Raw genomic sequence first — 12,734 nt, forward strand, 5'->3', positions numbered from 1 at the left:
CAATTGTTTGACTACTGTTTTGAGAGAGCCTGTAAGCGCTTAATTCTTTTTGCTACTGCCGGATGCCTTCTGAATGTTGAAAAAAGCAGACTTGTTTTCATGAACCAAGAACTCAGTCGTGAAGAAAAAGAAGCATTGCTTGGTGCTTTGCACATGGTGTTTATTTCAGAGGTAATATTTTTGGTAATATTGCTCATAACATGGTGAACGTTTGGCAGGTTAAGATCATCAAAGCATTGCAAAGAGAATCTATCAGCTCGGTACTCTAAATGCCTGAAGTAAGCTGCAAGTAGGATATGTTTGAGAGAGAAATAAGTGAGCACTCCTGCAGGGATTATAAGGATTCGAGGCTCTAGGAAGCCTGTCACCAGAAAGAATCGTGCAACTGCATAAAAGAGTGAGAAGCGGGCGGTCATGTCAAGCATGAGCGTGGGGTAATGTGTCTTGGCAAGTATTTGGAAGCGGTTGTCGTGTAGGTGTCCAACTTCGTGAGCAAGTATTCAGTTAAACTGTTGTACAAGTGCTGAATGGTTTGGCGCGGAGACTTTCAGGATTGTTTCCCTCATAAATTGCGCACCAATGATGATGCGTGTAGCTCCGTTGACCATGAGCTGCGCTTCAGCTTGATGGTTTTGGATTCCCGCAAAGATAATGAAGATGTCCGGTTTTGCTGTGCATGAGAGTGAGGCAAGGTGTTGCTTCATAATACCATCGAGCAGATTATAAAGCGTGGTATGCATTGTTGACCAATTTTGTATGAGATGTTTTTCAAGTTCGTTAAGTTCATGCGCTGCTTGTATGAGCGTCTCAATATCAAAAATTGCTTGCACTTGTGGTGATTTATTGCTTGTTTGCATTTTATTATGTTCCCCCAATGAACAAAAGTATTGTTTTGCATAAAGTCTGAACTGTCAGGCTATCATAATCATTTGGGAGCGCAACTGGTAGGTATGTCCTTTTTGTGAGTATGTGGCAAATGTTTAGCAGGTTTAATTTGAAAATGGTTGTGAAGAAATGAGGGCCACAAAAAAAGTGGCCCTTCATCTTATTGATTACTGTTCTTGAATAATTCGGTTTTTACTTTTCTAAAAGTAGGCTTAATTTTCACCATCACGTTTTCTTTTTTTAGAAAGATCCGGGTTAGGTTTGATGGGACTGATATTAGGAACGGGTATTCTCTTTCGCTGAAAATCAGCAATTACTTCTTCGTATTCCAGAGGGGCTTGATCAGATTCATTATCGATTATTTGAGTTGTTTGGTCGAGTAATCTTTCCAAACTATCCTGATCCTGGTTGAGGCTTTCATCAATTATTTGAGTCGGCTCCTCCATAATTGACAATTCAGTTGGTCGCTCAAAAAACAAGTCATCCAGACTGTCCTGCCCATCGTCTTCGCCAATTATCTGAGTTGCTTGTTCCATGATTGACAGCTCAGATGGCTGTTCAAAAACGGGTTCATCGCTTGAGTTGAGCTCTGTTGATTGGTCCAAAATAGGATCATTTTCTGCGCCAAAAAGCGTGAGTGATATGCTAAAAATGCTGAATAATAAGAGTTTTGTACTATTTTTCATCGTAAACCTCCATGTATGTGACCATTTTTTATTACTTTCTCCATCTACTACTATTCTATCACATCTGTTATAAATTTCAAATGGGATATATTTTTTTTACAATAGCATCGGCTGAATCGTGATTATGGAGATATTTGCAGGGAAGAGAAAGTGGGTTAAAGAGATGTCTTTTTATTGTTTTTATGGGACGTTTGTTTACTGAGATGCTCGTAGTAACGCCCGTGTTAGGCAGGTTTACCCGTAGGGTTGTCGTCAATGAGGCGAATCTCAATTCGTTCGATATTTTTACCGCGACGGTCTCTTTTTAGGGTGATAAAACCAACTTCTGTAGTTGATTTTACATGTGTCCCACCACATGGGACTTGTGCAAAACCATCGATTTTCCAAAAACGTCGTTGATTGGCAACATTGGAGTAGCCTTTTTCGATTGATTTATCTGCCTTAATAATTGCATTATATTGTTCGAGAATGTAGTCAAAAGTGGATGAAATATTTTCAGGGCATATAAAGTCAATACGTGCTTTATCTTCGGCTATGTGTGCCCCAATTTTTTCAAAGCCAAATTGTTGTGTGACAAGCTCTAACACGAGTTCGGCTGCAAAATGCAGTCGCATCAACCGGTTTCTACGCGGCCAGTCAATGGTCATTATGACTAGATCTCCTAGTTTGAGTCCATGGTTTTCTGGCAGTGTATAATAAATAAGATTGCCTTCGCGTCGTGAGTTCAAGATGGGAATATTGTTAACGGTAGCTTTATCGCTTTCTTGTCCGCCAGCAAATGAGTATGCGATAGTTTCTTCAAAAAGGACTTCGCTGTCATTTACAGATCTAACGGTAGTATTGAGTGTGCATTGATATGGATTATCCCAAAAGACTTTACGCATGGTTTTTTCCTATCGAAATAGTTGGTGCCAGTTATGCCTTACAGTATCACCCAATTCAGTTCTTTGAAGCCATTGTAGTGTTTGGGTTGCTTTGTTTGTTGCATGCTCATATGTCCCAGGGAATAGCCCAAAGCTAATACAAGAAGCGCACTCATCTGCAATACGCTTTGCTTGTGGTCCACGATTTGACAGTATATCTAATGGGGTTTTACCGTTTTGATTGCGAGCATAGAGAAATTTTCTTTTTCCATACGTTTTAAACAACCACTTCGTAAAATCATTATCAAATGCAAATAGAGCAGCACAATGGAATATATTCTTTCCTGCTTCGGTAAGTTCTAGCCAAGCGTTCGTATTCTGCAAGACCGATGCACATCTCCAGGTTCCATCAGCATTACGATGCCATTCTTCTTTGTAATCTGGAAAATAGTTTTTGTGCAGTAATTCGACCATTTCTTTATTTTCACTGCTGACTGCACAAAATAGGCAGCGTGGAGTAAATTTTGCGCCATATTGTATTAAAAGTTTTGCAATTAAAACTTCTCGCCTAGTTCCATCACCATACAAACGATTGTAGTCATAGTTATTATTACTTGCCCGAATGGTCACGGTTTCAAGAGGCGATTCAAGTAAAAGGTCGTGTAAGCTTTCGATATTTGGATCCGCTCCATGGCTAAGTAGTTGGTTTATTTGAGCGGGTTCGCTGAAGGTCAAATGGCACAAACGTACTAATTCCAAATCTAGCCTTTTTTGTTGATCAGCGATTGGTTGAGCAATGCATTCTGCTAACTCAGAGTAATCGATATGACAAGCGAGTATTGTGTCGCGACAAATTTGTTCTAACTTGGGTATTGTTTTGGTTTCTGTTCCATATATATAATTCATTGGCAAAGCCAGAAGTGCGAGTGTAAGTCGAAGTGGGTACATTTTTTGTTTCATATTATGTTAGTATCCTATTTTTTGCGTTTGCCAACCTTAGCTTTTTTTGCCTCAAGAGCAACCTGAATAGCTTTGTTTGCCCAGTCTATTAATGCTTCTTCATTCTCAAGAATGCTTGCAGGTACAGACCAGTAGTGAAGTGAGACCTGACCGTTTTTTCCATCGTAAGTAAAGGGAAATGACTCATGATTTTCGTAGTCGATACGAGTTGTGTCGTTTACTTTAAAGTACAAAGTATCATAAGCGATGAGAGCAAAAAAAGTGTCATCTTTGTAAATACCATAACCGCCAAACATTTTTTTTGCTGTTACGTTTTGAAGAGGAGCAAGAAGATCTAAGACATATGCGACATAGTCGTTATCTATGCTGGAGGTAGTTATTTTTTTCATAGAAGCCTGTGTGAGGTTTATTTTGGCTAGTGGATGTTAAAAAAAGAGTGAAGCTTACTTTTATGACAAATGTTATCTCATTTAGCAGCTTATTTCAAGTTGCTCTCAGGGTTATTCTCATCGTGAAATAACGACCAGTTGGGGATTAGTACGACTAAATATAATCTTATGGTTGTTCAGAATAAAACTGCTTTTGCATAATGAGTTTTATTGCATTACGGTGTGCTGGGATCATCAATGTCGGTAAATTTTCTAAATCAAACCAAGCAACTTCGCTGTGTTTATTTGGCTCTTTGTTGAATGGTTCACCGGTCCAGTTTGTGCATTCAAAGACGGCTGCAACAAGTTCATGGTCAGTTCCGTTGCGATGAAACATGTGAATAAAATGTAAGTCTTCTTGTTTGGCGGTAATGCCTATTTCTTCGTTAATTTCTCTGGCTAACGCTTGGCGAAATGGCTCATTTTTTTCTAGAAGTCCTCCAACCATGGAGTAGTGCCCTGGGCGAAATGACGCTGAGTCAGAGCGTTTGATTAATAGTATTTTGTTGCCGTTACGGATGAGTGCAAGAGCGTATGCTGCTAAGCGATTTTTTATTTTGTTTTGCATGATTATTCTTTGCAGTGTTTATTAAGCTATGAAAACAGTTTAGTGTAAATCAAACTTCATGCTACTCTGTTCCAGAGTATTTGTGAAGGAGAGGTTGCGATGAAAAATGATGTTGCAGTAAAAAATGGAATTGTGATTCCTGCACATGAAATTGAGGTGACAACCAGCAGAGCGGGTGGCCCGGGCGGGCAACATGTTAATAAAGCTGACACCAAGGTGACGCTTCATTGGAACGTTGAAAATACTCAGGTGCTTAATCAAGGCCAAAAAGAACGGGTATTAGGCAACTTGCAAGCAAAGCTAACAGAAGACGGCTACTTGGTTGTACGTGATAGTACAACGCGCAGTCAACAGCAGAATTTGCAAAATGCGCTAACAAAACTAGCAACAGAGGTGCGTAAAGCACTTTATGTACCCAAAAAGCGGATGAAAACACGGGTGCCAAAAGCAGTAAAGCAAGCACGACTTGAGGAAAAAAAGCGACGTAGCGATGTAAAAAAAATGAGAAGTAAAAAAGATTTCGAGTAGATCAAAAACCTCCAATTTTGTTATAAAGCCATGTTGGACATACTTGGTATAGAAATGCAATAAATTCCCAGCGTTTGGTGATGTAGGCTCGTTGTTTCTTTTCTTTGATGGCTTCAATAATTTCATTTGCAGCATCTTGAGTTGTCTCAACCCAATAAGCGTTGGGTATTTTATGAACATCTTCAGCCTCTATCTCAACCCAACCAGGGACAATGTCAGTGACATAAATGTTTGATAAGTTATTCTGTTGAATGTAGTTGTAACACCCCTCCAAGTATCGTTGTATAAAAGCCTTACATCCACTATAAACCGGACTTGATGCCTCACCTACTAGTCCAGACATAGACGACAGGCCAACTAGGTGACCGTGCCCTTGTGTTTTAAAATATTCAAATGCTAGATCGGCCATATGCCAAAAACCCAGTAAATCAACATTGAGTCTTAGTAGGTTGGCTTCGTGGTTGTTAGTTTCATTCACATTATCATTTGCAGCGCTGACGCTGACGATAAACAAATCCAGGCCACCCAGTTCCTCAATTAATTCTCGAATTGCTCTTTTCGCTTCATCTGGCTTGGTTACATCAACTTGTTTTATGTGTGCTTTTTCTCCAATTTCTTGCTTGAGTGACTCGAGTAAATTGAGGCGTCTTCCGGTAATGCCAACCTCATAACCTTCTTCGGTTGCAAGTTTTTTTGCAACTTGTCGTCCCATGCCTGATGTTGCCCCAACAACTATAGCCCTTTTGTGATAGGCAGCTGATTCGTACTTGTCTTTTGAGTCCTCCATTGGCAAAACAGTAGTTTGATTAAAAAGATTGATCAAAATAATTGAAAGAATTAAAAAGAACATGTGAGCCTTACGCATTTTGTATAAAGATGGTTTGGCGCGATACTTGACCTGAAGGTAATTTTTGTCAGCAGGTTAAGTCAATAGTATCCATGTGAACAAGAGAGGTATGTTTTACACGGCGTGTTGTTTTGTGTGGTTATGACTTCCAATGAGGCGATAATATTGGGTTTTATCAAATTTAACGGTGGGGTTGGTGTGATTAACATAAACCATATTACGCGGATTGAATGGTGGAGTATTGATGACTGCTAAAACGAGATTGTTTTTTGGCAAGGTGTAGTGTGTGGTTTCAGGAGGTGTGATAACAACAGAGCCTTTTTCTATTTGGTGTTCTTGGCTGCCAACAACCAAAGTTCCGTTACCTTGTAAGACAATGTAGATCTCATATTCTCCACCGGTGTGGTAGTGTGGCGGGGCCAGGGCTATGGTGCTCATATCAACAATGGCAAAGCTTTCATTCGGTCGATTTATTGGATTTGGTATCTCGTAGATAATGCCACAGGTGTCTTGTAGTGGAGTGATATTAGTAGTCAGATCCTGCCAGTTTTGAATGGTCTTTAGGTACTCTTGCCATGCTTGAGCTACTGTTTGTATTGTTAACATCTAGTCTTTCTCCTTCTAAAATTACGAATGATATTCTGTTGTTTAAAGATTGCAGTCAGCTCGCTTTAAAACCATAAGTAGTGTCTGCCCCCATGGAGCGGTAAATTCTCCTACTGGTTTGAAGCAGGCCTTTGTGTAGCACTTGATAGCAGGAGCATTACTTGCATCAGGATCAACAATAACATGGTTGATTGTGTGGTCGGTGAGAAGTTTTTGCACAAAAGCCTTGATGAACAAAGCTCCAAAACCTTTATATAAATAATCAGGTTCGCCAATAAATTGGTCAATGCCAAATGAATGTTGATATTCTGTTGGTAGCCATGAGTCGGTTGTGTTAGCGATATATGATTGGATATAGCCAATTGGTACGTTACTATATACAACAAGATACGGTTTGGTGCCTGATCTGATCCGTGTAATAAATGAATCTAAAAAACTTTCTGCTTCCTTTGGAACTGGCCACCATTTGCTTACGTGGGGCTGAGTAAACCATGATTGAAGTAATGGCAGCAGTGATTGAATGTTGCCTTCGGTGATAGACGTGAAATTAAAGTTAGAAACCTGTGATTTCGACGTATTTTCCTGCACTAAAAGTCCTGAATTAAAGACTTATAAGAGTGGCTCCCCGGGCAGGACTCGAACCTGCGACCCAACGATTAACAGTCGTTTGCTCTACCAACTGAGCTACCGAGGAACACAAATTTTATTCTAAAGATGGTGGGCGAAACAGGACTCGAACCTGTGACCCCCTGCTTGTAAGGCAGGTGCTCTAGCCAACTGAGCTATTCGCCCGTGTATTTGATGCATGCTTTGCTCAGAACAAGCTTTAAAAGCATTTATTTCAAAATATACAGGTAATACTAATCGAATTTTGGGCTCCTGTCAAAGTATTTTTTGCTAGATTTAGAGTGCCTTTCTTTTGATTTTACAGTTAATATTGATTTCTATTTGTATATATCTACTCATTTGCCATGTGTAAATATTTTTGTTAGAATATTAGGGCTTGAAAGGTTGCAAAACAAGGTCTTCTTTTATTATATCTACAGGTGGTAAAAGTATCGAATAGGAGCTACCTAGTGGGTAAGGAGATGGTTATGAACTTTGCTCAAGCTTTGACATTATATCTTTTGGTTTACGGAACATTATTGGCTAGCCAAGTAAGTGCAGAAAACAGGCCGGAACAGCAGCAATTAACAGAAAAAAATAATGGGATTGTTATAATTCTAAACGGTTCCTCTGCGGTTGGTAAGTCAAGCATACAACGGGTTTTGCAAGAAACATTTACGGACGATCCGTTTTTGGCCATGGGAATAGACAAGTGTTTTGTTGAGTTATTGCCTAAGCGGTATATCACAACAATAGCTAAAAAGAATAAAGAGGTCATTTGGGGAAGACCATCGATGGACGAAGAGGGCAATCCGCTTTTCTATGTCGATTTTGGTCCTAAGGGTAGGAAAATTATTTTAGGCATGAATAGTGCTATCGCTGCTTATGTACGACGAGGTAATAGTGTCATCGTTGATTACATAGCCTACGAACATGCCTGGCTTGATGACTTAGTACGTGAACTACATGACTGCACTGTTTACTTTGTAGCGGTAAAAGCCGACATTGCAGTGATTGAAAAGCGAGAGGCTGATCGTGGCATCTCACCGCGGGGACATGCACGTACACACTACCAGACAGTTCATGAAAATGCGATTTATGATTTTGAAGTTGATAACACTGAGTTAACGCCTGAGCAAGCTGCAGAACAAATTAAGGCGTTTATAGATCAGACGCCTGAGCCTCAAGCTTTTAAAATGATGTATACAAGGCTTGCAGAAAGGGAGGCAAGCGTAGTACCTGCGGCATAAAATTTTTAGAAAGGATTTAATGTATGATGGGGGTTAGTGCAAGAAAGCTTATACTTTCACTTTTTGTGTTTTCCTTTGTTTGCCTGTGTACAAGTGTGGCGGACTGGTGTTTTAACCCAGATACTGCTTACTTTCTAATTTCATCAGACTTTGAGCAAGTAAAGCCGCTTAACATGACTTCATACGAGCATGTCGCATTGTCTGACTCTAAGGTTTTAAAGCAAGAACCTGTTTATGCGCATGATATCGTCCGTGTTAGCAAAAAAGTTCGTATCAATGTTGAATATTGTGATAACGGCAAAGATAAAATTTTAATTATAGGTCCGGGCTACAACAATAAAAAAGAGCATATGCAAGTTTATGCCCAAAAATTTAACCCCGAGTATGATATTTTGTTGTTTGACTACCGTTGGGCAAAGCTTAAGAAGTACTACATGAAGCTTTCAACAATTTTTCATCCACTTAATAAGCTTGTGTATCATCCAGTTCAGGAAGTTGAGGCCGTCGTAAACTATGCAAAATCGAAAAAAGAGTATCAACAGGTCATTGGCTTAGGAAAATGTTATAGTGCAACCGCCTTTATTATGGCCGAGCAAAAAGCACAAGAGGCTGGGGGGCGTTTATTTGACAAGCTCATTCTTGACAGTACCTGGTTGTCGCTGCGTGGCTTTATGAAAAGCATCTATAAAAAATCAAGCATTTTTGCGACGCCATTTCTTGGCTTTGCAAGTTTGTTTGTTCCTAAAGTTGGTGTCGAACGGCATATTCCCTACATTCAGGGTGTTCCAACACTTTTTATTCATGGATCTGGTGACAGTCTGGTCCCGCTTGATCATTTCAAACGCATTTGGCAGTCCGCTGTAAATCTTAGCCAAAAGGCTGTTTTAGTGACGCCGCATGAGCATGTGGAGCATCTTAGTAACACGCCATTTTATAAAAACGTTATTGACCAATTTATTAACTACGAATTTAGTGACTTTGTTGAAAAAATCACGTTAGCGTGAAAATAAAAAATAGGCGATAGATAAGCACTATCGCCTATTTTTTATTTCTTGCTTGCTTTCGTTCTTGGACCTTATGCATACTCATAATTGTCATTGGTAGCCAATGATGCCCACTAGAACAAGTAGGGTTGGGGGACTCTCTTAAAATGGTGTGAGTGTTATAGGTGGTTATTATTTTTAAGAGGTTATATCTTATAATTCATAATAAAGTCTGTGAGCAGACGTACGCCTGCACCGGTACCACCTTCACCGAGGTAGTTGATCCCTGGAACCCTTTTTGCTGTGCCAGAGGTATCAATGTGTGCCCACTTAGTGTCGCGGATAAATTCACTTAAAAAACAACCACCAGAGATGCAGCCCGCAAGATAAGTATTTGAAGGTGTGTTGGCGACGTCAGCAACGGATGATTTATTTGCTTGCTTGTAGTCTTCGTCAAATGGCATTTGCCAAACTCTATCACCACTACGTTGTCCACTGGTAACAAGTTGATTGGTAAGATTTTTGTCATTACTCACAAGGCCAGCATAAAAGTGTCCCAGAGCATGTTTGCAAGCTCCAGTTAGGGTTGCTATATCGATAATAACATCTGGCTGATAAAAGCTTTCAGCATAGCAAAGTGCATCAGACAAAATAAGGCGACCTTCAGCATCGGTATTTTTAACTTCGATACTTTTACCATTCATCGCTCTGATAATATCGTCTTGACGAGCTGCATTGCCATCAGGCATGTTCTCAACCATGGGGGTGATTCCAACAACATTGACGGCTGGTTTTAGTTGAGCAATTACGCTCATGGTTGCGATAACTGCAGCAGCGCCACACATGTCATACTTCATGTCTGTCATGCCGGTGGCTGGTTTCAAGCTAACGCCACCAGTATCAAAGGTTACACCCTTGCCGCACAGGGCAATAGTTGGTGCGTTTTCAAGGCCAGAATCGTACTCAAGAATAACAAATTTTCCATCTTGTTGTGAGCCGCTGGTAACCGCGAGGAAACCGCCCATTTTTAGTTCCTCTGCATCTTCTTCCTCCAGGATAGTGCAGCTAAAATCATATTTTTCTGCAAGTCTTTTTGCTTCTGTAGCAAATTCTGATGGAGTTAAAATATTTGCGGGTAGATCTCCCCAATGACGTGCCATATTAGTTGCATTTCCCAGTATATTGCCAAATTCGACTGCTGTGTTGTTTTCGTCAGTTTTTTCAAGGCCTGTCAGCCAAACCACACATGGGTTATTTTTTGCGTCTTCATTGTTTGATTTAAATGTGTCAAATGAATAGTATGCCAAGTGATAAGCACATGTTGCATGATGTATTAAGTTTTGCGTATTGATATCAAAAAAACTTGCATCGGGTAGTGCTAGAGCGACATTATTTGCTTGTAATTTTTTTGCTTCTTTCACCGCATGGCCAATTGCTCGTCTGAATAGCTCAAGGTTACGCTCTCCTGTGTGGTGGAGTTCGCCCAGCCCGACGAACAGACAGTGAGAGCGGCCTTCATCTGTTGGTGTATAAAGGTAGGTTTGGCCTACTTTACCCTCAAAATGAACTCGTTTGAGTATGGTTATAATTTGCTCTTGCATGCTTTCTTCAATGTTTTCCAAGGCTTGTGCTGTATTGAGTGGTACTAACTCGTGGTTGACAAAAACGACATGAACATTTGCTTGAGTCTGCCATAGGCTTTGTGGACTGAGTTTAACGGCTACATTGCTGTTATAGATGGCAACATCGGGGCAACGTTTTTGTTCGCCATCTATTCGATGCTTACGCAATGATTGTTTTGTTTTTGCGGTTGCCGACGTAAGACTTACAAACAACGCCATGATACAACACAATGCACGAGCTAAGGTCATCTGTTTCACGATTTTCTCCTTTTTTTTTAAAATAAAAAACCAGCCTTCCTTATACTTTGTGTTTCAGCATAAAGAAGGCTGGTGAATCGTCAACGAGAAAATGCTGTGATGTACTGAGGTGTTATTTGTAGCTCATCACAAATTCGGTTAAAAGTCTGATGCCTGCACCCGTTGCACCCTTTCCTAGGTAATTTACAGCTGGTACGTCGTTTGATGTTCCTGCTATGTCAATGTGTGCCCATTTTGCTTTATCAACAAACTCGCTTAAAAAGCATGCGCCAATGATGGTACCTGCAAGGTATGCTCGTGAGCCTGAATTGTTGACGTCGGCAACGTCAGAATCATTAGATTTTTTGTAGTCTTCATCAAATGGTAGTGGCCAAACTCGATCACCAGTCAAGGTGCCGGCTTCGACAAGTTTTTTGCTCAATGCTTCATCGTTGCCCATGATGCCCGAGTAAAAGTGTCCAAGTGCATGGACGCAGGCGCCGGTTAGTGTTGCGATATCGATGATAATTTCTGGAGAATAAAATTTTTCAGCATAGCAGAGTGCGTCGGCTAAAATAAGTCGACCTTCCGCGTCGGTGTTTTGAATCTCGATGGTTTTACCGTTAAGTGCGGTAACGACATCGTCTTGACGTGAGGCATTTCCGCCCGGCATGTTTTCAACCAGCGGGGTAATACCAACGACATTAACTTTAGGCTTAAACACAGACAAAATACTCATGGTTGCCAGTACCGCAGCAGCTCCAGACATATCGTATTTCATGCCGGTCATGTAGTTTGATGGCTTCAGGCTAATGCCCCCGGTGTCAAACATGACGCCCTTTCCGCACAAAGCAATGGTCGGGGCATCTTTTTTATCAGTATGGTATTCAAGAACAATAAATTTGCCTTCCTGCTCAGAGCCTCGGTCTACAGAAAGAAATGCTCCCATGCCAAGCTCTTGTGCTCGTTCTTGGCCAAATATGGTCGCCTTAAGTCCATGTTTGTCAGCCAGCTCTTGTGCTTGTTTGGCAAGCTCGGTTGGGGTGAGAATGTTTGCTGGTAGGTCAGCCCAGTGACGTGCCATATTCATAGCTTGCCCAATGGTTTGGCCGTGTGTAAGGCGCGGAATAAAATGTTCCTGCTCAATTGCACTGTCAACGGCGATAAAAAGTTTGCCGTTCCATTCTTTGCCTTTTTTGCCTGTTTTAAAAGTAATAAATTCATAGTCGGCCATATAAGCAGTGATGACGAGTTGTTTGAGTAGCTCAGTATCGTTGACATTAAACTTGTCTACTGCTGGTAGGGCAACAACAGCGTTTTGAATGGAAAGTCTTTTAAGCTGGCCAATGCCTGAGCCGATTGCGCGGCGTAAGATTTCCAGGTTGCGGTCCCAGCTGTCAGGTAGGCTACCAACTCCAATAAAAATGAACTGAATGAGCTTGTCATTTTTACTTTCGGTTAAAACAAAAGACTGGCCTTTTTTCCCTTCGAATTGATGCTTTTTTAAAATATCTTTTAGTCGGGTGTAGTAATTCTGTTCAATATGTTCAAGATTTGCCTCGGGTGTCAGAGAGCTTAGCTTGTCATCAAGCAGCAAAATATAACCCTCAACGTCGTTGTCCCAAAATTTTTTTTGGCTTAAAGCAACGTTCAACATAGAAAAAC

General features: G+C 40.7%; 15 protein-coding genes and 2 tRNA genes. 3 read left to right on the forward strand and 14 right to left on the reverse strand.

Annotated elements, in window-relative coordinates:
• Nucleotides 1-11 precede the first annotated feature (11 nt).
• From H6679_02500 to H6679_02530, 7 genes are all read right to left on the reverse strand, one after another.
• Nucleotides 12-500, reverse strand: a complete 489-nt coding sequence (locus H6679_02500; GenBank protein MCB9493123.1) for a M48 family metalloprotease — start codon at nt 498-500, stop codon at nt 12-14.
• Complete coding sequence (locus H6679_02505) at nt 501-857, reverse strand: hypothetical protein (GenBank protein MCB9493124.1); 357 nt, start codon at nt 855-857, stop codon at nt 501-503. It lies immediately after the preceding gene.
• Nucleotides 858-1,097: 240 nt separating this feature from the next.
• Nucleotides 1,098-1,571, reverse strand: a complete 474-nt coding sequence (locus H6679_02510) for a hypothetical protein (GenBank protein ID MCB9493125.1) — start codon at nt 1,569-1,571, stop codon at nt 1,098-1,100.
• A gap of 224 nt (nt 1,572-1,795) precedes the next feature.
• Nucleotides 1,796-2,455: an alanyl-tRNA editing protein gene (locus tag H6679_02515; GenBank protein MCB9493126.1), complete on the reverse strand. Its 660-nt coding sequence runs from the start codon at nt 2,453-2,455 to the stop codon at nt 1,796-1,798.
• Between the two features lie 9 nt (nt 2,456-2,464).
• On the reverse strand, nt 2,465-3,394 hold the full coding sequence (locus tag H6679_02520; GenBank protein MCB9493127.1) for a hypothetical protein: 930 nt from the start codon (nt 3,392-3,394) through the stop codon (nt 2,465-2,467).
• A gap of 14 nt (nt 3,395-3,408) precedes the next feature.
• Entirely contained in the window at nt 3,409-3,783 is a 375-nt protein-coding gene (locus H6679_02525) for a TfoX/Sxy family protein (GenBank protein MCB9493128.1), read from the reverse strand.
• 166 nt (nt 3,784-3,949) lie between these two features.
• Nucleotides 3,950-4,390, reverse strand: coding sequence for an NUDIX domain-containing protein (locus tag H6679_02530; GenBank protein MCB9493129.1), 441 nt, complete (start codon nt 4,388-4,390; stop codon nt 3,950-3,952).
• A gap of 99 nt (nt 4,391-4,489) precedes the next feature.
• On the opposite strand from H6679_02530, the gene arfB reads away from it, so the two are divergent.
• Nucleotides 4,490-4,918 (forward strand): aminoacyl-tRNA hydrolase, encoded by a 429-nt coding sequence (gene arfB / locus H6679_02535; GenBank protein ID MCB9493130.1) that lies wholly within the window; start codon nt 4,490-4,492, stop codon nt 4,916-4,918.
• Between the two features lies 1 nt (nt 4,919).
• Here the strand turns inward: arfB and H6679_02540 are convergent, their stop codons facing one another.
• From H6679_02540 to H6679_02560, 5 genes are all read right to left on the reverse strand, one after another.
• Entirely contained in the window at nt 4,920-5,768 is an 849-nt protein-coding gene (locus tag H6679_02540; GenBank protein ID MCB9493131.1) for an SDR family NAD(P)-dependent oxidoreductase, read from the reverse strand.
• A 111-nt stretch (nt 5,769-5,879) separates the two neighbouring features.
• Nucleotides 5,880-6,371, reverse strand: coding sequence for a cupin domain-containing protein (locus tag H6679_02545; protein ID MCB9493132.1), 492 nt, complete (start codon nt 6,369-6,371; stop codon nt 5,880-5,882).
• A gap of 42 nt (nt 6,372-6,413) precedes the next feature.
• On the reverse strand, nt 6,414-6,959 hold the full coding sequence (locus tag H6679_02550; GenBank protein ID MCB9493133.1) for an acetyltransferase: 546 nt from the start codon (nt 6,957-6,959) through the stop codon (nt 6,414-6,416).
• A 30-nt stretch (nt 6,960-6,989) separates the two neighbouring features.
• A tRNA-Asn gene (locus tag H6679_02555) sits at nt 6,990-7,065 on the reverse strand.
• Nucleotides 7,066-7,086: 21 nt separating this feature from the next.
• Nucleotides 7,087-7,163, reverse strand: a tRNA-Val gene (locus tag H6679_02560).
• A gap of 302 nt (nt 7,164-7,465) precedes the next feature.
• Here H6679_02560 and H6679_02565 point away from each other — a divergent pair.
• Nucleotides 7,466-8,227, forward strand: coding sequence for a hypothetical protein (locus H6679_02565; GenBank protein MCB9493134.1), 762 nt, complete (start codon nt 7,466-7,468; stop codon nt 8,225-8,227).
• A gap of 23 nt (nt 8,228-8,250) precedes the next feature.
• The gene (locus tag H6679_02570) at nt 8,251-9,231 is read left to right on the forward strand and encodes a hypothetical protein (protein ID MCB9493135.1); all 981 of its coding nucleotides are present in this window, start codon (nt 8,251-8,253) and stop codon (nt 9,229-9,231) included.
• 185 nt (nt 9,232-9,416) lie between these two features.
• Here H6679_02570 and H6679_02575 read toward each other — a convergent pair whose 3' ends face one another.
• Entirely contained in the window at nt 9,417-11,090 is a 1,674-nt protein-coding gene (locus H6679_02575) for a leucyl aminopeptidase (GenBank protein MCB9493136.1), read from the reverse strand.
• Between the two features lie 112 nt (nt 11,091-11,202).
• Nucleotides 11,203-12,726 carry a leucyl aminopeptidase gene (locus H6679_02580; protein ID MCB9493137.1) on the reverse strand — a complete coding sequence of 508 codons (1,524 nt, stop codon included), beginning with the start codon at nt 12,724-12,726 and terminating at the stop codon, nt 11,203-11,205.
• Between the last annotated feature and the right edge of the window lie 8 nt (nt 12,727-12,734).

This window comes from Campylobacterota bacterium, from assembly GCA_020633995.1.
Classification (GTDB): domain Bacteria; phylum Babelota; class Babeliae; order Babelales; family RVW-14; genus JACKCO01.

Coding starts and splice junctions, on each gene's coding strand:
- H6679_02505 (MCB9493124.1), bottom strand. CDS start 857: ATGCAAACAAGCAATAAATCACCACAAGTGCAAGCAATTTTTGATATT.
- H6679_02510 (MCB9493125.1), bottom strand. CDS start 1,571: ATGAAAAATAGTACAAAACTCTTATTATTCAGCATTTTTAGCATATCA.
- H6679_02515 (MCB9493126.1), bottom strand. CDS start 2,455: ATGCGTAAAGTCTTTTGGGATAATCCATATCAATGCACACTCAATACT.
- H6679_02520 (MCB9493127.1), bottom strand. CDS start 3,394: ATGAAACAAAAAATGTACCCACTTCGACTTACACTCGCACTTCTGGCT.
- H6679_02525 (MCB9493128.1), bottom strand. CDS start 3,783: ATGAAAAAAATAACTACCTCCAGCATAGATAACGACTATGTCGCATAT.
- H6679_02530 (MCB9493129.1), bottom strand. CDS start 4,390: ATGCAAAACAAAATAAAAAATCGCTTAGCAGCATACGCTCTTGCACTC.
- arfB (MCB9493130.1), top strand. CDS start 4,490: ATGAAAAATGATGTTGCAGTAAAAAATGGAATTGTGATTCCTGCACAT.
- H6679_02540 (MCB9493131.1), bottom strand. CDS start 5,768: ATGTTCTTTTTAATTCTTTCAATTATTTTGATCAATCTTTTTAATCAA.
- H6679_02545 (MCB9493132.1), bottom strand. CDS start 6,371: ATGTTAACAATACAAACAGTAGCTCAAGCATGGCAAGAGTACCTAAAG.
- H6679_02565 (MCB9493134.1), top strand. CDS start 7,466: ATGAACTTTGCTCAAGCTTTGACATTATATCTTTTGGTTTACGGAACA.
- H6679_02570 (MCB9493135.1), top strand. CDS start 8,251: ATGATGGGGGTTAGTGCAAGAAAGCTTATACTTTCACTTTTTGTGTTT.
- H6679_02580 (MCB9493137.1), bottom strand. CDS start 12,726: ATGTTGAACGTTGCTTTAAGCCAAAAAAAATTTTGGGACAACGACGTT.